Origin of the sequence: Salipiger sp. PrR002 (genome assembly GCF_010500775.1) — a bacterium.
In the GTDB taxonomy this organism is placed as follows: Bacteria; Pseudomonadota; Alphaproteobacteria; order Rhodobacterales; family Rhodobacteraceae; genus Salipiger.
This window is the reverse complement of the sequence record NZ_JAAGOU010000004.1, coordinates 1-24,942: the sequence shown is the minus strand read 5'-3', so window position 1 is coordinate 24,942 and position 24,942 is coordinate 1. Positions and strand designations below refer to the sequence as shown.

Genomic DNA, 24,942 nt, shown 5'->3' with positions numbered 1-24,942 from the left:
GAAGTTCTCCGATTATTCGCCGCGCACGACGAAGACAGATTGTTTGGCATGGCGGACCACCCGGGCGGCGTTCGGCCCCAGCAGATAGTCCGCAAGTTCGGGGGTGTGCGAGGCCAGCACGATGGCATCGACCGAGAGCTTGTCGGCGGCGCGCAGGATCTCGTCGTAGATGCGCCCGTGCAGCACATGCGGATGCACGGTGACGCTGTCGGGGACGTTCTCATTCACCCAAGTTTTCAGCTTTTCGCCGACCTCTTGCAGAGCGCCCTTCTCGAAGCCCTCCTTGAAGAAGCCGCTGACCACCGACATGCCGAAATCGGGCAGCACGGTCACCACATGCAGCACCACGCCCTCGCCGCCCAGTTGCAGCGCGGTGGGCAGCGCCTTGGTCCAACTGGTGGGGGCCGAGAGATCGACGGGCAGAAGGATCGTCTTATACATGGCTTCGCTCCTCAGAAGGCCGGCTTGGTCTGGCGACGGCGTTGCATCAGGATGACCAGCCCCAGCAGCAGCAGCGCGGGGATGTAGAAGATCTGTGCGGGCAGACGATCCTGCGGCACGAGAACCGAGGCGAGGGTGACCGGCGTATCGGCGTAGAAGTCGAAGTTCGCCAGTTTCTCGGCGGTGGGCGTGCCGAACATCGGCTCGTCAAGCTTCACCACATCGCCCTCGGGGAAGAGCATCAGGCCTGAATTGTCGATCCGCTCCTGCGCGCTGTCGCCATGGGCGTCCATGACCAGCGTGGTCGAGGCGGTCTCGCCGGTGTTGAAGTCCGGCCCTGCGATTTCCAGCCGGATGCGGCTGCCCTCGGGCAGTTCGGCCAGCACTTGCTCGAACTGCGCGGGGGGCACATTCTCGAACGGGCTCTGCACCCAGTTCAGCCAGACGTTGGGCACGAAGAGGGTGAAGGCGACCAAGAGCAGCGCCACGCTTTCCCAAATGCGCGACCGGGCAAGGAAATAGCCCTGCGTCGCGGCGGCGAAGAGCAGCATGGCGAAGGTCGCCACGACGAAGACGAAGGCCGCGTGGAAGATTCCCGAGGCAGTGCCAAGGTCGACGCCATAGAGGATCAGCGTGGGATTGAAGATGAACAGGAAGGGCAGCGCGACGGTCCGCAGCGAGTAGAAGAAGGCGGTAAAGCCGGTCTTGATCGGATCGCCCCCCGACACGGCGGCGGCGGCGAAGGAGGCAAGGCCCACGGGCGGCGTCACATCGGCCATGATGCCGAAGTAGAACACAAAAAGATGCGCCGCGATCAGCGGAACGATCAGCCCTTCTTGGGCGCCGAGCGAGACCACCACATTGGCCATCAGCGACGAGACCACGATGTAGTTGGCAGTGGTCGGCAGGCCCATGCCAAGGATCAGCGAGAAAAGACCCACGAGGATCAGCATGATGATCAGGCTGCCGCCCGAAAGCTGCTCGACGAGGCCTGCAAGCTCGGTGCCGATGGGGGTCTTGGTGACGGTGGCGACGATGATACCCGCCGCCGCTGTGGCGACGCCGATGCCGATCATGTTGCGCGCCCCGGCGATGAGCCCCTCGATCAGATCGCCAAAGCCCGCCTTGAACTCGGCCGCCAGATGCGCGCCTTGGCCGCGGAACAGCGCCTTCAGCGGGCGCTGGGTGATGATGATCAGCAGCATCAGCGCGGTGGCGTAGAAGGCCGATTTCGCCGGGCTCTGACGCTCGACCATCAGGAACCACACCAGCACCACGATGGGCAGGATGTAGTGCAGGCCGGTGGCATAGACCTCGCCCACCGTGGGCAGCTTGATGTTGGGGTTGCTCGGATCGTCGACCTCGAGATCGGGGCGGCGCGCGGCGATGGCCACGAGCCAGAGGTAGAGCCCCGCCAGCACCAGCATCATGATCGGCGCGGCCAGCGCGGGCATCGCGCCCTTCAGCGCGCCGACGACGTAGATCAGCGCGGTGAACCCGGCACCGGCGACGGCAAAGCCGATGAAGAACTTGAGGATCATCCCGGCAAAGGATTTGGCCTCGCCAAGCGCGGGCATGTCCTTTTTCAGCGCCTCAAGGTGCACGATGTAGACCAGCGCGATGTAGGAGATCACTGCCGGGATGAAGGCGTGTTTGATCACCTCGACGTAAGAGATGCCGATGAACTCGACCATCAGGAAGGCGGCGGCGCCCATCACCGGCGGCATGATCTGGCCATTGACCGAAGAGGCGACCTCGACCGAACCCGCCTGCTCGTTGGAAAAGCCGACGCGTTTCATCAGCGGGATGGTAAAGGTGCCGGTGGTCACCACGTTGGCGATCGACGAGCCCGAGATCAGCCCGGTCATCGCCGAGCCCACCACCGCGGCTTTGGCCGGGCCGCCGCGCAGGTGGCCGAGGCCGGCAAAGGCCAGCTTGATGAAGTAATTGCCCGCGCCCGCCTTATCGAGCAGCGAGCCGAACAGCACGAAGAGGAAGACGAAGGCGGTCGAAACCCCCAGCGGAATGCCGAAGACGCCCGCGGTGTCGAGCCATTGCGCGTTGATCAGCGCGGTGAAAGACAGGCCCTCGTGCTCGATGAGCTCGGGGATCAGCCAGCCGGTGCCCATATAGGCGTAAAGCAGGAACAGCGCGCCGACGATGGTCAGCGCCGGTCCCAGCGCGCGGCGGCTGGCTTCGAGCAGGATCAGCAGGCCGACCGCACCGATGATCACCTGCAGCTGCGTCGGCAAGCCGGAGCGGGCGGTCATCGCGAGATGGTCGGAGAAGAGAAACACGTAGAAGGCGCAGAAGCCGCCCACCGCCATCAGCAGCCAGTCAGTCAGCGGCACGCGGTCGCGCGGCGAGGACTTGAGCGCCGGATAGGCGAGGAAGGCCAGAAGGATGGCGAAAGTCAGGTGAATGGGCCGGGTCTGCGACGAGTTCAGCGCAGGCAGGATGTCGGCGAACCAAAGCTGCGGCTGCGCGATCCAAAGCTGGAACAGCGACCACGCCAGCGCCAACCCGGCGATCAGCATCGCGACGTAGCGGTTGCTCGGCGCGCGCGCGCCGCTGTCGGTGCTGGCAACGAGGTCCTGAAGCTCCTCGTCGCTGAACTGGCGTCCGCCCTGCTGTGGATTGTCGCTCATGCTGAGGCCCCTCTGATGCCGTCTTCCGGTAAGGCCCGGGCGCTGCTCTGAGCGCCCGGGCCGACTGTCGTTGCGAAAGCTGTGCCGATCTTACTCGATCAGGCCAGCTTCCTTGAAATAGCGCTCGGCACCGGCGTGCAGCGGCGCCGACAGACCGGCAGACGCCATTTCCTTGGGGTCGAGGTTGGCGAAGGCCGGGTGCAGGCCGCGGAACTGGTCGATGTTCTCGAACACGGCTTTCACCACTTCGTAGACCACATCTTCGGGCACGTCTTCGGAGCTGACGAAGGTCGCGCCGACACCGAAGGTGTGGGTGTCTTCGTCATTGCCGCGATACATGCCGCCGGGGATGGTGGCGGTGCGGTAGAACGGGTTCTCGGAGACAAGCTCATCAACCGCTTCGCCAGACACTTCGACGAGCACCGAGTCGCACGCGGTGGTGGCTTCCTGGATCGAGCCCGACGGGTGGCCGACGGTATAGACCATCGCGTCGATGTTGTTGTCGCAGAGCGCCTGCGACTGCTCGGCCGCCTGCAGCTCGGAGGCCACGGCGAAATCGTCCATCGTCCAGCCCAGCTTGTCCATCAGCACTTCCATCGTGCCGCGCTGGCCCGAGCCGGGGTTGCCGACGTTCACGCGCTTGCCCTTGAGATCCTCAAAGGTCTCGATGCCCGCATCGGCGCGGGCGACCACGGTGAAGGGCTCGGGGTGCACCGAGAAGACCGCGCGCAGGCCTTCGAAGGCGCCGGTTTCCTCAAAGCGCGAGGTGCCGTTGTAGGCGTGGTACTGCCAGTCGGACTGGGCGACGCCGAATTCCAGCTCGCCGCCACGGATGGCGTTGATGTTGAACACCGAGCCGCCGGTCGACTCCACGCCGCAGCGGATGCCGTGCTCGGAGCGGCCACGATTCACAAGACGGCAGATCGCGCCGCCGGTGGGGTAATAAACGCCCGTGACGCCGCCGGTCCCGATCGAAATGAAGGTCTGGTCCTGCGCGGCGGCTGCGCCTGCGCCAAAGGCCGTTGCGGCAGCGACGAGGGCGCCGATCAGCGGTTTGGTCATGTTGAATGTCTCCCTGAGTTTGTCCGAGATTCGGATCTCACGTGTCAGTGAAACATTTCATTCAGTCCGGTCAAGCAAAACAAAACATTTGTATCGTTTCGCCAATACCGTTTACCTAGGACGGAAATCAGCCGGGTAAAGCCTTGGGGAGACTGCTCTGACAACGTCCCTTTCCCTCGATGAACTTGCGGGTGCGCTGCGGCGGCTCGGAGAGTCCGGGGCGCCGCGCGTGGCGGCCTTGGCCCGCTGGGCCGCGGAGCAACCCGAAGAGATCGCGCTGAACTCCGTGCGCGGGCTGGCCGACCGGTCCGGGGCGAATGCAAACACGGTTGTGCGCCTGTCGCAGGCGCTGGGATTTTCCGGCTATGAGGCCTGCCGCAACGCCTTTCAGGATGCGCTGCGCCGGGGCGGCGATCTTTATGGACCCCGCGCCGGAGCGCTCTCGGGGCATGATGCCGCGTCGGTTCTGGAAGCCATCCACGAGTCGGGTCATCGCAATCTCGACAGCGCCTTTACCGAAAAGAACTGCGCCGCAATCGAAGCGGCAGCGGCCCTGATGCTGAACGCGCGGCAGGTGCATGTCTTCGGGGTGCGCAGTTGCTACGCCATCGCCGACTATCTTGGCTATGTCGCCCGTATGGCCTTTGACAATATCGCGCCGCGCGCCTCCGCGCCCGGTGATATCCGCGACCGGATCGCGCTTGCGGGTCCGGCGGATGTGGTGCTGTCGATCTCCTTCCGGCACTACTCGGTCGAGACCATCGCGGCGCATGAGCTGGCCCTTCGGCAAGGCGCGCGGACCATCGCCATCACCGATACCACGGACAGTCCGCTGGCCCATGGCGCCGATGTGGTGCTGATGCCGCAGATGCATGGGCCGCAGCCGCTGCCAAGCATGCTGGGCAGTTTCGCCATGGCCGAGGCCATTGTGGCGGCGATGATCGTGCAGTCAGACGGGGCGCTCTCGCATATCACCCGCTTCGAGCAGGGGCTGCACGAGGCAGGGGCATATCGGTAGGCTGACTGGGACAGCGCGCAATCGCGCCCGGCGGCGTCGCCTTGAATCCGGGCGGGCTGCGCCTCACTCCCGCGCCAGCGCCACCACCGGGTCGAGCTTCGAGGCCGAGCGCGCGGGCAGATAGCCGAACACCACGCCGATCAACGTTGCCGAGCCAAAGGCCGCCGCCACGGTCGCGCCGGAATAGACCAGCCGCATCGAGGGGGCCACGACGCCCATCAGCGCGCCGAAGCCGAAGGCCAGAACCACCCCCAGCGCGCCGCCGATCAGGCACACCAGAACGGCCTCGATCAGGAACTGCGCGGTGATGTCCGACTGCCGCGCCCCCACCGCCTTGCGGATGCCGATCTCGCGCGTGCGCTCGGTGACCGAGACCAGCATGATGTTCATCACCCCGATGCCGCCGACGAAAAGCGAGATCAGCGCGATGGCCGAGATCAGCCATGTGAGCGTCTGCGAGGTGCTCTGAATGGTCTCACGGATCGTGTCGGTGTTGGTCAGAAAGAAATCCACCGTGCCGTGGCGCTGGCTGAGGATCGCGGTGATCTCCTGCTCGGCCTGATCCATGTCGTAATCATCGACCACCTGCACCGAGATGGAATCCACCGTCTCGCCGCCGGTGATCCGCGCCATGGCGGTGGTGTAGGGGGTGAAGACCTTGATCGACTGCGGGCCAAAGCTGGCACCCGAGGCCTCGACCACGCCGATCACCTGCAGCGGCACGCGGCCAATCATCACGCGCTGGCCGAGCGGGCTTTCGGTGCCAAAGAAGGTCTCGGCGGCGTCGCTGTCCAGCACCGCCACCTGCGCGCGGGCCTTGAGGTCGGCCTCGGTGAATGTCGCGCCCTCGGTGACCGAGTAGGCGCCCAGTCGGAAATAGCCCGCCGAGACGCCCTTGACCGAGGCCGAGGCGCTGGTGCCCGCGTGGATCACCGTGGCGGTGGTCGAGACCTCGGGCGAGACCGAGGCGGCGAAGGCGCGCCCGTCCAGCGCATCCGCATCGCCGCCGACCAGCGTGTCGACGCGGTTGGCGCGGCGGTCGCCGAAGCCGGTGCCGGGGCGGATGTCGATGGTCGAGGTGCCGATCGACGAGATATTCTCCAGCACCTTCTGCTGGCTGCCATTGCCAAGCGCCACCACCGAGACCACCGAGGTGATGCCGATGATGATCCCGAGCATGGTCAGGAACGAGCGCAGCTTGTGCGAGGCCATGGACTTCAGCGCCATGCGCGTCGCCTCGCGCAGCCGGTCGGCCAGCGCGCCAAGACCCGAAGCGGCGGGGTGATCCGTCTCCACGCGAGCGGGTGCATTGTGCGGGCGCTTGCGGGTGTCGGCGGTGATCTCGCCATCGGAGATCTCGATCACGCGGTCGGCGGCCTCGGCGATCTGCGGGTCGTGGGTGACGAGGATCACCGTGTGCCCCTCGGCATGAAGCTCGCGCAGAAGCGCCATCAGTTCGGCCCCCGAGGCGCTGTCGAGCGCGCCGGTGGGCTCGTCGGCAAGGATCACCTCGCCGCCGTTGATCAGCGCGCGCGCCACCGAGACCCGCTGCTGCTGGCCGCCCGAGAGCGCGCCGGGCTTATTACCGAGCCGCTCACCAAGGCCCAGCCGGGTGAGCAGCGCCTTGGCCCGCTCGCGCCGCGCCTTGCGCGCCGCGCCGCGGTAGACGGCGGGGATCTCGACGTTGCCCACCGCATCCAGTTCGGCCATCAGCTGATACCGCTGGAAGATGAAGCCGAAGTGGTCGCGGCGCAGCTCGGCCAGATCGAGATCGCTCAGTTGCTGCACATCGCGCCCGTCGAAACGGTAGCTGCCTGTGGTGGGTCGGTCGAGGCAGCCGAGGATGTTCATCAGCGTCGACTTGCCCGAGCCGGACTGGCCGATGATCGCGACCATCTCGCCTGCCTCGATGCAAAGGTCGATGCCGCGCAGCACGCGCACGGTCTGCTCGCCTGCGGTGAAGGACCGCTCGATATCGGAAAGCTCTATGAGTGCCATGACGTGCTCCTTACAGGCCCATCATCGGCGGCGGGCCGCCTCGGCCACCCGGCCCGCGACCGCTGTCCTGCGCGCCGCTTGGCGGTGCGGGCGGGGCGGAAGAGATCACCTCATCCCCCGGCTCCAGCCCGGCGGTGACCTCGAACGAGGTGGCGCCTTTCAGCCCGACCTCGATCACCTGCCGCTTGGGCCGCCCGTCCGCGCCCAGCACGTCGAGCATGGTGCGACCGTCGGGCCCGGCATCGGGCAGCAGCGCCAGCGGCAGCGTCGGCACATCCTCGGCGCGGCCAAGGAAGATCGTCACATCCGCCGACATGCCGATCCGCAGCAGCCGGTCGGCGTTCTCGACGGAAAAGCGGGCGTTGTAATAGATCGCGCTGTCGGTATCTATCTCGTCGTCATCCTCGATCGACGAGGGCGCCGGTTCGACCGAGGCCAGTTCCGCCCGATAGGTCAGATCCGGCGCGCCGAGCAGGGTGAACTCCACCTCTTGGCCCGGCTTCACGTTCACCACATCAGCCTCGGAGATCTCGGCCTTCACTTCCATCCGGTCAAGCTGCGCCAGTTTGACGATGGTCGGTGCCTCCTGCGAGGCGTTCACCGTGGTGCCTTCGCCATTGACCACCGCCACCACGGTGCCATCGATCGGCGCGGTGATCTTGGTTCGCTCGAGATCAAGCTCGGCGGTCGACACCTCGATCTCGGCGCGCACCTGCTGTGCGTCCAGCGATTGCAGGTTGGCCTTGTTCATCGCCAGCGTCGCCTCGGCGGCTTCAAGGTCGGATGTGGCCGACAGGCGCTTCGCGCTCAATCCCTGCTGGCGTTCTAGGTCCAGTTCGGACTGACGTATCTCGGCCTGTTTGGCTTCGATCTCCGCCTCGATCTGCGCCAGATCGGCCTTGGCCTGCGCCACCGCGTTCTGTTGCTCCAGCGAGTCGATGCGCGCGATGAGATCGCCCTGCGCCACCTCGTCGCCGACCGAAACCGCCAGTTCCTCGATCAGCCCCGAGGTGCGGGCGCCCACCGAAACGAGGTTCTCGGCCTCGATCAGCCCGGTGGCCAGAACGGTGCTTTCGACCGTGCCCTTGGAGACGGCGACGGTCTGCGGCGCGGTCTCGGCGGGGGCGGCGCTATGGTCCAGATAGGCCCAGCCCGCCCCTGCGCCAGCAAGGGCGAGCAGGGCGATGATCACGGCTGTTTTGCGCAAACTCATGGGCTGCTCCGAATTGCTTTCAGAGGGTTACACGGGGACCGCCGCGGCTTCCGTCGCAAAAACTTTGCCTTCAGAAACGCGCTGGGGGTCATGCAACGAAAAAAGGCGCCCGGTCTGCGGGCGCCTCGTAGACTGCAGTCTATTTATTGTCGGCAGAGGGGCGGTTCAATGGCCGCCCCCGCGCGCTTTGTGCATGGCTGCCCTGCGCCGCAGGGCAAGGGGTCAGAAGCCGAGCGCCATGCCGTCCTTGCGCGTGTCCGACCCGCCCGAGAGCAGCCCGGTCTCCTCGCTGATGCGGATCGCCTGACTGCCGCCGATGGGGCTGTCCATGACCTTGAGCTTGTGGCCGCGCGCCTCAAGCTCGGCGCGCGCATCCTGCAACACGCTCGGCTCGATCTGCAACTCATCGCCGAAGGCGAAGCTGCGCGGCGCGTCCATCGCCGCTTGCAGGTCCAGCCCGAGGTCCAGAACGCCCGACAAGAAGGCCGCGTGGCCCGCCGCCTGATATTGCCCGCCCATCACGCCGAAGGGCATCACCGCCACGCCGTCCTTGCACAGCATGCCGGGGATGATCGTGTGCATCGGGCGCTTGTGCGGCGCGATGGCGTTCGGGTGCCCCTCGATCAGCCGGAAGGACGCGCCGCGCGAGTGGAACAGCACGCCGGTCTCGGGGTCGAGCCGGGTGGAGCCGAAGCCGTGGAAGATCGAGTTGATGAAGGAGATCGCATTGCCCTCGGCATCGACCACCGACAGATAGATCGTGTCCTTGTGCTCGGGCTCGTCCCAGAGCGCGGGCGGCATGGCGCGGCCCATGTCGATGCGCGCGGCGAGCGTGTCGATGACCTCATCCGACAGCAGGGTTTCCACCACGCCCTCGCAATGCGCCGGATCGGCGATCAGCGCGTCGCGGTGGTGGTAGGCCAGCTTGGTGGCCTCGGCGTGCAGATGGATGCGGTCGGCCTCGGACATCTCGGCGGCCATGTCGAATTTCGACAGGATGCGCAGGATCAGCAGCGCCGCGAGCCCCTGCCCGTTGGGCGGGCACTCGACCACGTCATAGCCGCCGTAGGGGGCCGAGATCGGATCGGTCCAGAACGCCTGATCGGTGCCGTCGTGGAAATCCTGGGTCGTGTGCAGCCCGCCCAGCGATTGCAGATGCGCGGCCATCTTCGCGGCGGTCTCGCCCTGATAGAAGCCCGCCGCGCCCTTCTCGGCGATCTCGCGCAGGCGGTCCGCCAGCAGCGGCTGCGCGTGGCGCTCGCCCGCCACCGGAGCGCGCCCGCCGGGCAGGAAAACCTTGGCGGCGTGCTCGTCCTTGCCAACCAACTCGGCAGTCTCGGCCCAGTCCTGCGCCACGCGCGGGGTCACCGCATAGCCGTTTTCCGCATAGCCGATGGCCCGCTCGAAGAGCTTCGCCAGCGGCATCGAGCCGTGGTCCTCATGCAGGCGGCACCATGCCGAGATCGCGCCGGGGATGGTCACCGAATGCGGGCTGGTCTGGGGGATCTCATCGCCGAGGCCCGCGTCCTTCAGCGCCGCGACCGTGGCGGCGGCGGGCGCGCGGCCCGAGCCGTTCAGCGCCTTCACCGCGCCGCCCTTCGGCGCATAGAGCGCAAAGCAATCGCCGCCGATGCCGGTCATCAGCGGATCCACCACGCATTGCACCGCGACGGCGGCGATGGCCGCATCGACCGCATTGCCGCCCGCCGAGAGAACCTCGAGGCCAGCGGCGGTGGACAGCGGATGCGAGGTGGCGATCATCGCCTGCGAGGCCAGCGTGCTGGGGCGTCGGGCAGAGAAGAAGTCGAACATGCGTGGGTCGTCCTGTCGGTGATAAAAGGTGCCGAGTGTTTTTCCGTGAGTGATGGCGGTCTCGGCAGAGTCTCGTCAAGTGTCTGATGGGCTGAGCGGATGCAGGCAGGCCACCGCGCGGCCGGTGCCGTAGCGTCCAAGCTGCGGGTCGCGGGCGCGGCAATCCTCGCGCGCCATGGGGCAGCGGGTCGAGAAGCGGCAACCCTTGGGCAGATCGAGCGGGCTGGGGATCTCGCCCGGCAGCGGCTCTGGCATCGGCTCGAAGAAGCGCGGCGCGGCACCGCGCAGCGCGGCGGCATAGGGATGCGCGGGGGCGTTCAGCACGGCGTCGGTGGGGCCGGTCTCGACGATGCGGCCAAGGTACATGATGGCGATCTGCTCGCAGAGGTAGCTGGCGACGCCCAGATCATGGGTGATGAAGACCAGCGTCAGCCCCATCTCCTGCTGCAGCCTGCGCAGCAGCGTCAAAAGCTGCGCCTGCGTCGAGACATCCAGCCCCGAGACCGCCTCGTCGGCCACCAGCACCGAAGGCTCGGAGGCCAGCGCGCGGGCGATGGCGACGCGGCGCACCTGACCGCCAGAAAGCGCCGAGGGATAGCGTTTCGCCGCATCGGCGGGCAGGCCGACGCGCTGCAAAAGCTCGGCCACTCGCGCCTCTTCCTGCGCCTTCGGCACGATGCCGAAATGGCGCAAGGGCTCGGCAATCAGCGCGCCGATGGTCATCCGCGGATCGAGCGAGCCGCGCGCATCCTGATAGACCATGGCCACATCGCGGGCAAAGCCCGGCCCTTCGGCGCGCACCTCGCGGATCGGACGGCCATGATAGAGCGCCCGCCCGCCGCTTGGCGCATCAAGCCCCAGCAGCACGCGCAGCAGGGTGGACTTGCCCGAGCCGCTTTCGCCCACCAGCGCCAGCGACGCGCCCTTCTCGACGCTGAGCCTTACGCCGTCGAGTGCGCGCAGCCCCACTTTCTCGCGGGTGAAGCGGCGGCCCGGCGGGCGCACCTGAAAGACCTTCTCGACCTCAATGAGCTCGAAGACGGGCGCGGTGCGGGCCGGGGCGGTGTCGGCTTTGGCGGTATCAAGCATCATTCCGGGTTCCAGCAGGCAAAGAGATGGTCACGCGCGCCGCTGCGCGCCGGATCGGCGGGGGTCAGCGGCGGCGCGTCTCCGGCGCATTTCGCCAGCGCCCGCGGGCAGCGGGTGGCAAAGCGGCATCCGGCGGGCATCTGGTCATGCGAGGGCACGGTGCCCTCGGGGGCCACCAGATCCTTGCGCCCGATCTCCAGCACGCAGCTTTCCAATTGGCGGGTGTAGGGGTGGCGGTGCCGCTTCAGCACCTCCTCGGCGGGGCCGGATTCCACGACTTGCCCGGCATAGAGCACCACGATCCGGTCGCAGGACTGGCTCGCCAGCGCCAGATCGTGCAGCACGAAGATGCAGCTCGCGCCGCGCTCGCGGGTGAGCTGCAGGATCAGCCGGATGATCTGCGCCTGAATGGTCACGTCGAGCGCGGATGTGGGCTCGTCCGCCAGCAGCAGATCGGGGTTACAGGCCAGCGCGATGGCCACCATGACCCGCTGCTGCATGCCGCCCGACAGCTGATGCGGGAAGGCCGAAAGCCGCGCCTCGGCGTCATTGATGCCGACTTGGGTGAAAAGCTCGATGGCACGGGTCCGCGCCTCGTCGCGCGAAAGGCCAAGGTTGCGGCGCAGTGTGGTGATCAACTGCCGCCCCACCGTATAGGCCGGGTTGAGCGCCGCACCCGCGTCCTGAAAGATCATCGACAGGCGCTGGCCGCGCAGCTTCACCATCTGGCGTGGCCGCAGCGACAGCAGATCGCCCGCGCCTTCGAACTCGGCGCTGCCCTCCACATCGGCCCCGTCCAGCAGCTGCATCAGCGCGGTGGCGATGGTGGATTTACCCGCGCCGCTTTCGCCGACCAAGGCCAGCGTTTCGCCCTTGGCGAGCGACAGGCTCACCCGGTCGAGGATCTTCGCCGGACCGCGATACACGGTCAGATCCGAGACGCTCAGCAGCGCCTCGGCGTTTATCTGCTGCACCTTCATGCGCCCCTCCGGCTCTTGGGGTCGTATTCTTCGCGGATGCCATCGCCGACGATCGACAGCGCGATCAGCAGCAGCGCGAGCGCGAAGCCGGGCATCGCCGACATCCACGGCGCGAAGCTGACGAAATCGCGCCCTTCGGCGATCATCAGGCCCCAGTCGGGGGTGGGGGGTGTCACGCCGATGCCAAGAAAGGACAGCGAGGACGACACGAGGATGGCCTCGGAGATGCGGATTGTCACCTGCACCGCCAGCGGAAAGATCACATTGGGCAGGATGTGGCGGCGGATCACCTGCAGCGAGGGGATCGACATGAGGTGCGCCGCCTCGACAAAGCCCTGCACTTTCACCTGCATGACGTCGGCGCGCACGGTGCGCGAGAACGGCCCGACCATGGAAAGCCCCACGGCGATCACCACCTTGTCGACGCCCTGCCCGAGAATGGCGATGAAGGCGACGGCGAGGATCAGCGAGGGCAGGGCGAGGATCGAGTCGATGAGCCGCATCAGCGCCCATTCCACCCAACCGCCCGACAGCCCGGCGGCAAGGCCGATCACCAGCCCACCGGCGGCGCCGATGAGCACCGAGAAGATGCCGATCACCAGCGCGTATCGCGCGCCATAGATGACCCGCGAGAGGATGTCCTGCCCATAGCTGTCGGTGCCCAGCGGATGCGCGCCACTGGGCGGCTGCATCATCGCCTCCATCGACTGCATGACCGGATCATAAGGCGCGACGAAGGGCGCGAAGGCGGCGGCCAGCACATAGCCAAGCGCCACGATCAGCGCCACGGTGAAGAACGGGCGGCGCAGGAAGATCGAGCGCCGGGCGCGGCGCGCCTTGCCGGGGCTTCTGTGGCCGGGCTGCGGCCCGGCGGGCGGCAGCGTTGCGGGGGCCGGGGAATTGGTGGCCTCTGCGCTCATTTGCGGTCTCTCAGTCTTGGGTCAAGGATCGGGTAGGACAGGTCCACCAGCAGGTTGACCGCGATGAACAGGAAGGCGGTCATCATCACGCCCGCCTGCACCACCATGTACTCGCGCCCCAGCACCGCCGAGGTCAGCATCTGGCCGATGCCCGGCAGGTTGAACACGGTTTCGGTCAACACGGTGCCCTGCAGCAGCGTGCCCAACTGCAGCCCGAGGATGGTGACCAGCGGCATGGCGATATTGCGCACGCCATGCACCCAGATCACCCGCCAGCTTGGCTCGCCGCGCGCGCGGGCGGCGGCGATATAGGGCTGGTCGAGCACTTCGATCAGCGTGGCGCGGGTGAGGCGGGTGATCATCGCGATGAAATAGGTCGACAGCGTCAGCCCCGGCAGGATCATGTGATAGATGCCGCCCCAGAAATCCTCCCACGGCGAGACATATCCCATCACCGGAAACAGCCCCAGTTTTACCCCGAAGAACCAGATCAGCAGGATGCCAAGCAGGAACGACGGAAAGGCGGTGCCGGTCAGCGCAAACACCGCCGAGCCCGCGTCAAAGGCGGTGTCTTTCTTGACCGCCGACAGCACGCCAAGCGGCACCCCGATCAGCACCGCGAAGGCGAGCGAAAAGCTCGCCAGCGTCAGCGTCACCGGCAGCGCCTCTTTGAAGGCATAGGTAAAGATGTCGGTGCGGGCGACAAAGGAGGTGCCCCAGTCGCCCGACACGAAGTTTACCGCCCAATCGGCGTATTGGGCCAGAAAGGGCCGGTCCAGACCCATTTCGGCGGTGAGCGACTCATAGGCCTCTTGCGAGTATTCCGAGCCGAGCATGATCTGCACCGGGTCGCCCGGCGCCAGCTTCAGAAGTCCGAAGGTGGCCACCGAGACGATGAACAGCACGACGAGCGTCTGCCCGATCTTTCCGAGAGTCTGGACCAGTATCATCAGGCGAGGCTGACCGTATGCAGGTTCACGAGGTCGGCGGGGATGTAGTTGAAGCCCTGCACCTTGTCCGAGAACACCTTGTAGATCGGCATATGCGCCATGATCGCGATCGGCGCCTCATCCATCAGTAGGTCTTCTGCCGAATGGTAAAGCTTGGCGCGCTCTTCGGTTTCAAGGATCACCTGCGCCTGCTTGCACAGGTCGTCGAAGTCGGTGTTGACCCAACCGCAGAAGTTCCACGCCCCATCCGATTTGAACTCGGGGTAGATGGTCTCGTCGGGGTCGAGGTCGGCCACCCACTCGAAGTCGTAAAGGTCGAAGTCGCCCTCGTTGCGGCGCTTGACCCATGCGGCGGGCTCGATCAGCTCGAGGTTCACCTTGATGCCGATCTCGGCCAGCATCGGTGCCACGGTCTGTGCCACGCGGGTGCCCACCGGGCCACGCTCGGCCATCATGTAAGTGACCTCGATCTCGTCCTGATTTTCCGCCATGGCGCGGAATTCCTTGGCTTTCTCGAGGTCGAACCACTGGCCGCGGCCCGAGGTGGCGATGTCGGGATCGAAGAAGCCGGTCATCGGCGGCGAGATCGGGGTATAGGCCTGCTGGGCACGTCCGAAATAGGCCTGTTTCACCAGTTTCTCGCGGTCCAGCGCCCATGCGACGGCGCGGCGCAGGTTGATGTCGGTGAACGGACCTTTTTTGCAGTTCATGCCGACGAACGTGTAGTTGCCTTCGATCTCGCCGTAGAGCGTCGCCTTGGGGAAGGCGTCGACCTGATCCACCAGCTGCATCGGGCAGTCGGTCATGCCGTCGATCTGGCCCGACATCAGCGCCGCCAGCGCGGTCGAAGCCTCGTTCATCAGCACGAAGGTGACGCGCTCGAGCTTGGGCAGACCCTCCTCGAAATACTCGGTGTTGGCCTCCAGCTCGATGGCGTCATTCTCGCGCCACGAGACGAATTTGAACGGGCCGGTGCCGACCGGGTTGCGGCCATAGTCGGTGCCGTATTTCTGCGCGGCGGCGGGGCTGACGATGGTGCCGGCGCGGCCGGTCGAGCCGTTCAGCGCAACGGGCAGGAACGCATAGGGCTGCGAGAAGTGCAGCTTCACGGTCAGATCGTCGACGATCTCGATTTCTTCGAGCAGTTCCAGCTTCCACGCGTGCGGCGATTTCGGCTCGCCTTCCTTGACGCGCAGCAGCGAGAATTTCACCGCTTCGGCGTCGCAGGGGGTGCCGTCGTGGAATTTCACGCCCTCGCGCAGCTTGAACACATGGGTTTTGTCGTCTTCGAGATCCCAGCTCTCGGCCAGATCGGGTTCGAAAGTCACCTGCTCGCCGTCATAGGCGATCTTCAGCAGGCCGTTGTGGATGTTGTTGATGATCTGGATCGCCGACAGGAAGCCGGTGAAATGCGGATCAAGCGTGTCGATCACCTTGACCGAGGCGATCTTCAGGTGGCCGCTTTGCTGCGCGCGCGCGATGGCCGGGAAGCTGCCGGCGCTGGTGGCGGCGACGATGCCAGCCCCGAGACCCTTGAGGACCGCCCGGCGGCCGAAGCGGGCCGAGAGGCGCTCGGCGAGCACTTTCTTGTGGTCGACTTGCGTCATATCTTGTCTCTCCTGTTGGCATGATCTCCTCCCTTGTACGGACGAGTGCAAAGGGCTGAATCTGCCCGGTTTTCCCCGGGTTTCTTGGCGTTTCAGCCCAAATGGGCGGCATTTTTTCTGTTTCCTCCGGTGCCGACCTGTCGTCTCGTGGTTTCAGGTTGCGAGGACATGTATACATAAACAAGATAAAAGTGTTCATTTCGACGAAGGCGAGCGGCTGGTGATTATCCGGACAGCAGAAAGCATTTTCGACACGCTTGTGGACCGGATCGTTGCGGGCCGGATGCAGCCCGGTGAGCCGCTGGCCGAGCAGGCCTTGGCCGAACAGTTCGGCGTCTCGCGCACCCCGGTCCGTGAAGCGCTTCACCGGCTAGAGCAGGCCAATCTTGCCGAGCGCGGCGCGCGCCGGGCCTTTGTGGTCCGCAAGATGAAGGCCGGCGATCTGGCCGAGCTTTTCGAAGCGGTGGGCGAGGTGGAAAGCGTTCTGGCCGCGCTCGCGGCGCATCGGATGACCGAGATCGAGCGCCAGCACATGCAGGCCATTCTCGAAGAGGGCAAAAGCTGCGGCGACGACGCCGAGCGCTACAGCGCGATCAACGCGCGCTTCCACGCCACGCTCAAGACCGGCGCGCGCAACGCCGCGCTGTCCTCGGTTCTGGATGAGCTCAACCTGCGCACGCAGGCGTGGCGGACGGCGAACTTCCATGTGGACACCAGACGTCTGGACAGCTCGCGCGCCGAGCATGACTCCATCGCCCAAGCGATCCTCGCGCAGGATGCCGAGGCCGCGCGCGGGCTCATGCGCAGCCATGTGGCGGCGTCCTATATCGTGCTCGCCGACATCCTTTCGCGCCGCGACCCCTAAGCGCGCTTTGCGGCCTTTTCGTTTGGCGCTTGGGCGGGCCGGGTTCGCCGAGGTTGCGGTCGGGCCAATGATCCCGGAAAGGGCGATGCTCGCCCAAGCGCAGAAGCCAGAGTAAATCGCTCGCCTTTCGCTTTTGTGCGTGGCACTCTTCGCCCGGTCCGGCTATTTCGGGCGGGAAAGGATTTTTGCCATGCATTCCAGACAGATTGCCGCCGCTGCGGCGAGCTTCACCCTGATCACTCTGATCTCCGCCGCGCCCGCGCTGGCGCATGCCGGGGATGTCGCCGCGGGCGGGTTCATCACCGGCTTCCTGCATCCGATCTTTGGCTGGGACCACGTCATCGCCATGGTCGCCGTGGGCCTGTGGGGCGCGTTCCTTGGCGCGCCCGCGATCTGGCTGCTGCCGGTGACCTTCCCGCTGGTCATGGCGTTTGGCGGTATGCTGGGCGCCACCGGCGTGCCGCTGCCGGGGATCGAGATCGGCATCGCCGCCTCGGGCGTGGTGATCGGCCTCGCGGTGCTCTTCGCCGCCCGCCCGCCGCTGACGGTGGCGGCAATCGTCGTGGCGGTCTTTGCGATCTTCCACGGCCACGCCCACGGCGCCGAGATGCCGGGCGCGGTGCATCCGCTGGCCTATGCGGGCGGTTTCGTGATTGGCACCGGGCTGCTGCACCTTGCCGGGATCGCCTTCGGGATGCTCACCCGCACCAAGCTGGGCACGCTGGCCGTGCGCGGCGCTGGCGGGGTGATCGCGGCCTTCGGTGCGGTCTTTCTGGTCGGCGCGCTGTGAGCATCGGCACCGCGGCGCGGCGGGCGCTGCTCGCGGCGCCGCTTCTGGCGTTGCCGGGCGCGGCCTCGGCGCATGACGCGTTTGGCGATCTGGGGCCGTTCTACGCAGGGCTGCTGCATCCGCTGATGGCGCCCGAACAGACGCTGCTGCTGGCCGCGCTGGCGATCTTTCTGGCGCGCCAGCCGATTGCCAATGTGCGCATCGCCCTGCCGGTCCTCCTGCTGGCCTCCGCCGCCGCAATAATCCTGCATCCGCTCTGGCCCGGAACAAGCCTGCCGCTGCGCGTCATCGCGCTGTCGGCGCTGCTGCTGGGGGCGCTGGCGCTCTGGGGCGCGGCGCTGCCGCGTGTTCTGGTGACAGTGCTGGCGGCGGCCACAGGGGCGCTCGCCGGACTTGCCGGGGACCCGGCGGGTCTGTCGCAACAAGGCCTGCTGGCGGGATTGGGCGGGCTCTTGGGGATCGCCGCCTTCAGCCTGCTGGTCTGGGGAATGGCTGATATCGCTCAGGCGAAGCTGGGCCGTGTCGCCGGAGCGGTGCTCGCCTCTTGGGTGGTCGCGATGAGCGCCATGGCGGCGGTGCTGCCCGCCTAAAGCGCCACCGGCAAGCGCCGTTAGCCAGTCGCGCCGCAGGTCGTGCCCGTCATCGCCGCCTTGGTCAGCGCCATCTGCAGGCCCGCCGGGTTGATCGGCTTGAGGCTGCAGCGCGCCTGCGGGTAGCGCGCGGCGATCTCTTCTTCGTTGACGTGCCCGGACTGGAACACCAGACCGACGCCCAACTCCTGCAGCCGGTCCGCCAGCGGATAGACCTCGCCATCCTTCAGCCGCACGTCGAGCAGCGCAACATCAGGGCGCAGCCCTTCGATGGCGGCGAACCCCTGTGCCACGCTGGGGAAGGGGCCGATCACCTCATAGCCGAAATCCTCGAGGAGCATCTGCAGATCCATCGCGACGATCACCTCGTCCTCGCAGATCATCACCTTGCCTTTTCCGGGGCCTTCAGCCGGGCCCTTAGCCGGGGTCGTCTCACCGCTCATCGGGGACATAGCGCAGCACCATCCTTCGTTCGTGATCACCGTATTCGACAGAGACCGTTCCGTTCAGCTGCACGGCCGAAAGTTGGACCAGCGTCGAGCCGAAGCCCTCGGCTCCGGTGTCAGGTTCAACACGCGCTTCATGGATTTCGTTCCATATCAATTCCACAGCGCCGCCGTCCTGTGTCCAATTCACCTCAAGTCGGCCCGGAGAATGCCCAAAGACGCCGTATTTCGACGCGTTGGTCGACCACTCGTGCAGCAGCAGCGAGAGCGAGGTCAGCTCATGATTGGCCACGGGCACCGCCGGGCCGGAAATCGTCACCTCGGCGTCGCCCTGATAGGGCTCGATCGAGGCGCGGACCGCATCCTCTAGGCTGAAGTGACGGGCGCGCGGCGAGCGCTGCGTCAGGTCATGCGACCGCGCCAGAGCGTTGATCCGCGTCTGCACCCCCTCGACCAGACCGGGGATCGACTCCGCTCGGCGCCCCGCCATGCGCACCATGCTCGAGATGATCGAGAACATGTTCTTCACGCGGTGGTTCATCTCGCGCAGCATCATCTCGCGCACGTCTTTGGCGTCCTGCTCTTCGGTCACGTCGAAAAGCACGCCCAGCACCCGCTCGGCGCTTTGGGTCGCGATGCGGCGCCCGACCACTTGGATAGAGCGCGCGTGCGGCCCGTCCGAGGCCAGCTTGGCGATCACGTCGATGACCTCGCCGCCGGTCAGCGCGTTCTGCAGGGCACCGGCGACGGCGTCGCGCTGCCCCGGCTCCACCAAGTGCAGGAACTGCTCCACCGACAGTTGCTGCGCGTCGATGCCCAGGATCCGCCTGCCACTGTCGTCGAGCGCAAGCGTGCCCGCCTTCGGATTGCACTCCCAGACCGCAAGGCCCGAGACGTCGAGCGCCAGCCGCAGGCGTTCGCCCTCATGCTTCAGCGCCGCCTCAAGCCGCAGCGAGTCGGTCACTTCGGTAAAGACCAGCGTCGCGCCGTTCAGATCGCCATCGCGGCTGCGATAGGGCGTGATGACCAGCGACCACGTGCGGCTGTCCGCCCGGTCGTTGACCCGCATGTGGCGCACGTCGCCGTCGCGCATCACCTCGCCGATGGCGGTCAGCACCTCTTCGTTCTGGCGCAGCGTGCTGGTGACTTCGGTCAGCGGGCGGCCCCGGTCGGTGCCGCGGAACGGATAGATCGACTGGATCGCATCGGTGAAATTGCGGATCGCCATGCGCTGATCGACCACCACCAGCGGCAGCGCGGTCGACACGAAGAAGTTGGTCAGATCGGCATTGGCCACCGACAGCTCGTCGACCTTGCTCTTGAGCTCGTCGTTGACCGTCGAAAGCTCTTCGTTGGTCGACTGAAGCTCCTCGTTCATCGACATCATTTCTTCGTTGGAGCTTTTCAGCTCCTCGTTTGCGGTCTCCAGTTCCTCCACTGTGGTGTGCAGCCGGGCGCGGGTGTCGCGCAGTTCGTGCTCTAGGCTCTGCACATGGCTGTCGGTGGGGTCGAGATCCTCAAACTCGTCGTCGTCCAGCGCCTCGAAGCGGTCACGGTCGCGGAACACCAGAAGGATCGTGCCATCCTCCAGCGGGTCGGCGATCAGGTCAAACGACTGCTGGCCGAACTCCGAGCGCGCCGAAAGATCGCGCGAAATGGTGCGTTTCTTGCCGCGCGCCACCTGCCGCAGGATCGCCGAAAGCGCCTCGCGCACGCCCGCGCGCGCCAGCGAGGGGGCGAAGTTATCGCTGTCCTGTCCGGGCGTGATTTCGAGATATTTGCCCAGCTTGCCGGTCGAGCGCAGGATCTCGCCGCGCGGCGTCACGCGCAGCGTCGCCGGCGCATAGGCCGAGAGGATCCGCTCGGCGACATCGCTCTGGCCCCAATCGAGGCGGGTCGGCGGCTCGGAATCGGTTTCCGCGTGGCGGCGGCCCGCGCTTTGGGTGCGCTGCGGGCTGCGCAGATGCAGCGGATATTCCGGCCTGCTGTTGTTGCGCTGAAAGATCCGCGCGCTCTGATCCAGCGGCTTGAAGATATGGTCATAGCGCCCGACGGTCTCGGACGGGCCAAGGAACAGCGTCGCGCCGGGCTTCAGCGCGTAATGGAAGATCGGCAGCGCCGAGGACTGCAGCGTGTCGCCGAAGTAGATCAGCAGGTTGCGACAGGACAGCAGGTCGATGTTCGAAAACGGCGGATCGCGCACGATGGAATGCACCGAGAAACGGATCATGTCGCGGATCTTGGCCGAGATGCGGAACCGCCCGTCCAGCGCGATCGTGTAACTGTCGCGCATCGCCTCGGGGATGTCGGCCAGCGCCGCCTGCGGATAGGTCGCCTCGCGCGCGATGCGCAGCATCTGCTCGTCGATGTCGGTGGCGAAAAGCTGGATATTGACCGTGCGCTGCTGTTGCCGCGCCTCGTCGGCGAACATCATCGCGATGGTAAAGGCTTCCTCGCCGCTGGAGCAGCCCGGCACCCAGATGCGGATCTCGTCATCGCTGCCCGCATCCCGGATCAGCGGCTTCACCGCCGTCTCGCGCAGCCGGTCGAAATGCGCCGGATCGCGGAAGAAACGGGTGACGTTGATCAGCAACTCGCGGAACAGAACCTCGCACTCGCGCGAGTCCGCCCGCACCCGCTTGAGATAGGCGCTGGCGTCGGGCAGGTCGAGCACCTGAATGCGCCGCTGCACCCGGCGGATCAGCGTCGACTTCTTGTAGCCCGAGAAGTCATGCCCGACGAAGTTGCGCACCACCGAGCAGATGTCTTCCAGATGCGCCTCGACGGTGTTCGCCAGCTGCCGGTCGGCGGTATCAACAAGCGTATGCGCATAGAATTGCTCGATCGCCTCGACGATCTGGTCAGGACGCCGCACAAAATCCACCAGCCCGGTGTTCTGCGCCGAGGTCGGCATGCCGTCATATTTCGCGGTGCCCGGCTCCTGCACGAGGCACAGCCCGCCATGCTCTTTGATCGCCCGCAGCCCGGCGCTGCCGTCCGCCCCGGTGCCCGACAGGATCACGCAGGCGGCAAAGCGCCCCTGATCAACCGCGAGGCTTTCAAAGAAATCGTCAATCGGTCGCCGCAGCCCGCGCGGCTGCGCGAACTCGGTCAGGTTCAGCACGCCATCCGTCACCGACAGCCCATGCCCCGGCGGGATGATATAGACGTTGCCCACCTCGATCTTCTCGCCGCCCGAGGCCTGCCGCACACGCAGCTCGGTATGGCGCGCCAGAAGCTCGGCCAGCAGGCTTTCGTGGTTCGGATCGAGGTGCTGGATCACCACATAGGCCAGATTGCTCTCGGCCCGCGCCTCCGCCAGCATCTCGCGGATCGCTTCGAGCCCGCCCGCAGACGCGCCGATGCCGACAATGCAGAGGCGCTCGCGCTCGTCGCGGGTCATCTCGCCCTGCTGGAGATCCTTGTCTTTCATCTGGGGTCCGCTCGCTGCCTGTTCGCGCCTGTCGTCTCAGCGCTCGTCTTCGTCGAGTGACAGCTTTGCCATCATCGCGATCGAGTCCGCAATCAATTGTGCCGAGCCCACCATCGCCAGCCCGAACTCGCGCCCGATCTGCTCCACATCGCTCAGAACGCGGCGCAGCGTCTCATCATTCTGTGCCAGCCCCGAGCGGCGCAGCGCCGTCGTCATGTCGAACTGCGAGGCCAGAATAAAGCGCGGCTTGCGCTCCGCGCCAAGCAGCCGCGTCATGAAGACGAAGTTGAGAAAGCTGCTGCCGTCCTTGCGATAATTCAGGATCGGAAAGCGGCCATTGTCCGGGCCCTCGCCATGCACGAAATCATGCAGCGGCTGACGCATCTCTTCGCTGGTGTCCGGGCCCTGCAAGAAGCGGCAGTTGTGTCCGACCACCTCTTCATTGCTGTAACCGGTCAGTTTGCAGAAAGCGTCATTTACTAAGATGAGCGGCGCGTCGTCTTCGGTCTGGGACACCGCAAGCGCGATGTTGGACTTTAGAATATAGTCGCGAAGCGACGGGGGCAGGGTCTCTGGGGCTGTCATCTCGGCGTAGGGCTAAAGGTGGACACATTGCAGAAGATGCATCGGAGTGCGTGCAAGGCAAGGAAGATGAGCGATAATCATGCCCCGCCGCTGCCTGCGGCACGATAATGCATCACGCACCGCCGCCTACCACACGGCTTCGGCATGCATCGCCAGCGGCCCATCCTCGGCAGCGGTCCACAGGCCCAGCCCGTCGCCCTCGGCGCAGGCGTTGAGCGAGAAGGCATGGGTGTCGAAGATCGGCGCAAGGCTGCGGAAGCTGAAGCGCGCGGGCACCGCGCCGCGCAGATCGGCAGCGAATTGCGCCAGCAGCGTGGCCTGCAGCGGGCCGTGCACGATCAGACCGGGATAGCCCTCTTCGCCGGTCGCATAGGGGGCATCATAATGTATGCGGTGGCCGTTGAAGCTCAGCGCCGAGTAGCGGAACAGCAGAACCGGATCGGGCGGCAGCATCCGCCGCGCGGCCCCGGCGGGCGCGGGCGGCATGGAAGGGGGCTCGGCCCCACCGGCCTCGCGATAAACGATGTCTTGCCGCTCGGTGAGCAGCCGGCGCGGGCCTGCGCTGATATGATGGGTGACGGTCACGAAACACAGCACACCGCTGCGCCCATGTTTCAGGGTCACATCCTCGATCACCGAGCGGCGGGTGATCGTCTCGCCGATGCGCGGTGCGTCATGAAACTCAAAAGCGCCGCCCGCCCACATGCGGCGGGGCAGGGGCACCGGCGGCAGAAAGCCTCCGCGCGCCGGATGCCCGTCCGGGCCAAGCTGCGCGCCGGGCACGGCGGGCTGACACAGACACAGGTGAATGAGCAGCGGCGCCTCGGCCCCGTCCTCGAGCGGGCCTTCACGGTCGAAGGTCGCATTGAACCGCTGCACCTGAGCCGCGGTGAGAAGTTCGGACTGGCGCTCTTCGCGCCCGATCCAGTCGCGCAGATGATCGAGGTCTAGGGTCATGCGCGCGATAGGATACCCGCGCGGCGCCTCTGTCCAGCCTCATCACCCAGCCTCACCATCCTGCGGCAAGGATGCCCCGAAGGGCGCAATGGCGGGCGCGGGGCGGATCGGCCCCACGCCATGTCATATGTACCGGGTCTTGCTCCCCGGTCTCAGGCTCAGTGGTTCGGCCCAGTGGTTCGGCCCAATAGTCAGGCGCGGTAGTCGCCGCCGATGCCCTCGATCGAGCGCAGATGCGCCTGCCACTCAAGCTCGAGATCGCCGTCATCCTCGTTCATCTGCACGGTTTGCTGATAGACCCGCGCGGCAATCGCGTCCTCCACCAGCCGCAGCGGCTGGCCGCTGGAGGTGGCGGCGATCTGAATCTCGCACGAGCGTTCCAGATAGAACATGTTGTTGAACATCTCGGCGGCGCTGCGGCCCGTGGCGATGAGCCCGTGGTTGCGCAGCATCAGCACCGGGTGATCGCCAAGGTCCGCGACGATGCGCTCGCGCTCTTCCAGATCCAGCGCGATGCCCTCGAAGTCATGATAGCCGATGCGGTTGTGGAACTGCAGTGAGATCTGGTTGAGCGGCAGCAGCCCCTCTTCCATGCACGACACCGCCACGCCCGCGCGCGTGTGCGTGTGCATGATCCACGCCGCGTCGTGCCGGTTCATATGCACCGCCGAATGGATGGTGAAGCCCGCCGGGTTCACCCGATGCGGGCTGCCGTCCACCTTGTTGCCGTTCACGTCGATCTTCACCAGCGACGAGGCGGTGATCTCTTCCCAGCGCCAGCCGTAGGGGTTGATCAGGAAATGCCCGTCCTCGCCCGGCACGCGCGCAGTAATATGGGTGTAGATGAGGTCGGTGAACTTGTGCAGCGCGGCCAGCCGGTAGCAGGCGGCCAGGTCTTCGCGGGTCTGTTTCTCTTCGGGGGACATCTTGGTCTTTCTTCGTCTGGTCCTGCACTTGGGCAAGAAGGATGCGGCCATGCCGCCGTCTCTGCGGGCACCGCCTGTGTCATCCCTCCGGGGAGAAGAGCGCAGCGGACCGGCGCGCCGCGACGAAGCCGGGTTTCACGCCGCACCGCAAGCCGCCGCACCGCATTCCCCACCTTAGGGCGCGGCTTTCCTGCCGGGCTGCTGAGTTTATGGGCTGCGTGGGGCGCCCGGTCTGATGCGACGCACATCATGCGCATGGGTTGTGCATACGTTGTGCATGGAGTGTGCCTGCGGGAGTCGGCGAGTCTGGGGCGACTCTGGCGTGACTCGGGCCCGAGTCTGGCCCGGCTTTTCACCTCCTTGTTGATAACTCTGTGGACGCCGCAATATCTGGTCCCCGAGGTGGGTTCCTCACCCTGCGGCACCCTACGCCGCGCAGGGGTGCCGCCAAAAAATTCACACTCTAAGTCTCTGTTTTCATGCGTGTTCTCATGAATTTCGCAAAAACTTCACGGGTCTTTCGAAAAACCGCTTGCGGGTCCCGGTGGGTATCCGTAAAAGCCCCTCACCGGCGGCGCTGAGGTGCTAGACGGGACGCCAGACGGGGCGGCG

20 protein-coding genes are annotated in these 24,942 nt (G+C 66.1%); 4 read left to right on the top strand and 16 right to left on the bottom strand.

The features are described from left to right. Positions 1 to 12: 12 nt before the first annotated feature. The 3 genes from G0A00_RS05515 to G0A00_RS05505 form a co-directional block, all read right to left on the bottom strand. The gene (locus G0A00_RS05515) at positions 13 to 441 is read right to left on the bottom strand and encodes a universal stress protein (protein WP_066108145.1); all 429 of its coding nucleotides are present in this window, start codon (positions 439 to 441) and stop codon (positions 13 to 15) included. 11 nt (positions 442 to 452) lie between these two features. Continuing rightward, complete coding sequence (locus G0A00_RS05510; RefSeq protein WP_164179190.1) at positions 453 to 3,089, bottom strand: TRAP transporter permease; 2,637 nt, start codon at positions 3,087 to 3,089, stop codon at positions 453 to 455. Between the two features lie 90 nt (positions 3,090 to 3,179). Next, positions 3,180 to 4,151, bottom strand: a complete 972-nt coding sequence (locus G0A00_RS05505) for a TAXI family TRAP transporter solute-binding subunit (protein ID WP_164179188.1) — start codon at positions 4,149 to 4,151, stop codon at positions 3,180 to 3,182. Between the two features lie 229 nt (positions 4,152 to 4,380). Between G0A00_RS05505 and G0A00_RS05500 the strand changes: the two genes are divergently transcribed. Continuing rightward, on the top strand, positions 4,381 to 5,169 hold the full coding sequence (locus tag G0A00_RS05500; protein ID WP_164179185.1) for a MurR/RpiR family transcriptional regulator: 789 nt from the start codon (positions 4,381 to 4,383) through the stop codon (positions 5,167 to 5,169). Positions 5,170 to 5,232: 63 nt separating this feature from the next. Here G0A00_RS05500 and G0A00_RS05495 read toward each other — a convergent pair whose 3' ends face one another. From G0A00_RS05495 to G0A00_RS05460, 8 genes are all read right to left on the bottom strand, one after another. Further along, positions 5,233 to 7,167 (bottom strand): MacB family efflux pump subunit, encoded by a 1,935-nt coding sequence (locus G0A00_RS05495; protein WP_164179183.1) that lies wholly within the window; start codon positions 7,165 to 7,167, stop codon positions 5,233 to 5,235. A 10-nt stretch (positions 7,168 to 7,177) separates the two neighbouring features. Beyond that, positions 7,178 to 8,380 carry an efflux RND transporter periplasmic adaptor subunit gene (locus G0A00_RS05490; RefSeq protein WP_164179181.1) on the bottom strand — a complete coding sequence of 401 codons (1,203 nt, stop codon included), beginning with the start codon at positions 8,378 to 8,380 and terminating at the stop codon, positions 7,178 to 7,180. 222 nt (positions 8,381 to 8,602) lie between these two features. Beyond that, on the bottom strand, positions 8,603 to 10,192 hold the full coding sequence (gene ggt, locus G0A00_RS05485) for a gamma-glutamyltransferase (RefSeq protein ID WP_164179179.1): 1,590 nt from the start codon (positions 10,190 to 10,192) through the stop codon (positions 8,603 to 8,605). 75 nt (positions 10,193 to 10,267) lie between these two features. Further along, positions 10,268 to 11,284, bottom strand: coding sequence for an ABC transporter ATP-binding protein (locus tag G0A00_RS05480; RefSeq protein WP_164179177.1), 1,017 nt, complete (start codon positions 11,282 to 11,284; stop codon positions 10,268 to 10,270). Beyond that, positions 11,281 to 12,261, bottom strand: coding sequence for an ABC transporter ATP-binding protein (locus G0A00_RS05475; RefSeq protein WP_164179175.1), 981 nt, complete (start codon positions 12,259 to 12,261; stop codon positions 11,281 to 11,283). The genes G0A00_RS05480 and G0A00_RS05475 overlap by 4 nt, the downstream gene beginning before the upstream one ends. Further along, complete coding sequence (locus G0A00_RS05470) at positions 12,258 to 13,181, bottom strand: ABC transporter permease (protein WP_164179173.1); 924 nt, start codon at positions 13,179 to 13,181, stop codon at positions 12,258 to 12,260. The genes G0A00_RS05475 and G0A00_RS05470 overlap by 4 nt, the downstream gene beginning before the upstream one ends. After that, positions 13,178 to 14,131, bottom strand: a complete 954-nt coding sequence (locus G0A00_RS05465) for an ABC transporter permease (RefSeq protein ID WP_203595290.1) — start codon at positions 14,129 to 14,131, stop codon at positions 13,178 to 13,180. The genes G0A00_RS05470 and G0A00_RS05465 overlap by 4 nt, the downstream gene beginning before the upstream one ends. Further along, positions 14,131 to 15,738 carry an ABC transporter substrate-binding protein gene (locus G0A00_RS05460; RefSeq protein WP_164179171.1) on the bottom strand — a complete coding sequence of 536 codons (1,608 nt, stop codon included), beginning with the start codon at positions 15,736 to 15,738 and terminating at the stop codon, positions 14,131 to 14,133. Before G0A00_RS05460 ends, G0A00_RS05465 begins: the two co-directional genes overlap by 1 nt. 220 nt (positions 15,739 to 15,958) lie before the next feature. On the opposite strand from G0A00_RS05460, the gene G0A00_RS05455 reads away from it, so the two are divergent. The 3 genes from G0A00_RS05455 (at position 15,959) to G0A00_RS05445 (ending at position 17,983) form a co-directional block, all read left to right on the top strand. Next, on the top strand, positions 15,959 to 16,603 hold the full coding sequence (locus G0A00_RS05455) for a GntR family transcriptional regulator (protein ID WP_164179169.1): 645 nt from the start codon (positions 15,959 to 15,961) through the stop codon (positions 16,601 to 16,603). Positions 16,604 to 16,793: 190 nt separating this feature from the next. Beyond that, on the top strand, positions 16,794 to 17,393 hold the full coding sequence (locus tag G0A00_RS05450; protein WP_164179167.1) for a HupE/UreJ family protein: 600 nt from the start codon (positions 16,794 to 16,796) through the stop codon (positions 17,391 to 17,393). After that, on the top strand, positions 17,390 to 17,983 hold the full coding sequence (locus G0A00_RS05445) for a HupE/UreJ family protein (protein ID WP_164179165.1): 594 nt from the start codon (positions 17,390 to 17,392) through the stop codon (positions 17,981 to 17,983). Before G0A00_RS05450 ends, G0A00_RS05445 begins: the two co-directional genes overlap by 4 nt. 20 nt (positions 17,984 to 18,003) lie before the next feature. Here G0A00_RS05445 and G0A00_RS05440 read toward each other — a convergent pair whose 3' ends face one another. The 5 genes from G0A00_RS05440 to G0A00_RS05420 form a co-directional block, all read right to left on the bottom strand. Further along, complete coding sequence (locus tag G0A00_RS05440; RefSeq protein ID WP_235952907.1) at positions 18,004 to 18,435, bottom strand: response regulator; 432 nt, start codon at positions 18,433 to 18,435, stop codon at positions 18,004 to 18,006. Beyond that, on the bottom strand, positions 18,416 to 21,862 hold the full coding sequence (locus G0A00_RS05435) for a chemotaxis protein CheB (RefSeq protein ID WP_164179163.1): 3,447 nt from the start codon (positions 21,860 to 21,862) through the stop codon (positions 18,416 to 18,418). The genes G0A00_RS05440 and G0A00_RS05435 overlap by 20 nt, the downstream gene beginning before the upstream one ends. Before the next feature lie 36 nt (positions 21,863 to 21,898). Further along, complete coding sequence (locus G0A00_RS05430; protein WP_164179161.1) at positions 21,899 to 22,447, bottom strand: PAS domain-containing protein; 549 nt, start codon at positions 22,445 to 22,447, stop codon at positions 21,899 to 21,901. 126 nt (positions 22,448 to 22,573) lie between these two features. Then, on the bottom strand, positions 22,574 to 23,404 hold the full coding sequence (locus tag G0A00_RS05425) for a MaoC family dehydratase N-terminal domain-containing protein (RefSeq protein WP_164179159.1): 831 nt from the start codon (positions 23,402 to 23,404) through the stop codon (positions 22,574 to 22,576). A gap of 191 nt (positions 23,405 to 23,595) precedes the next feature. After that, complete coding sequence (locus tag G0A00_RS05420; RefSeq protein WP_164179157.1) at positions 23,596 to 24,381, bottom strand: class II aldolase/adducin family protein; 786 nt, start codon at positions 24,379 to 24,381, stop codon at positions 23,596 to 23,598. Positions 24,382 to 24,942: the final 561 nt, after the last annotated feature.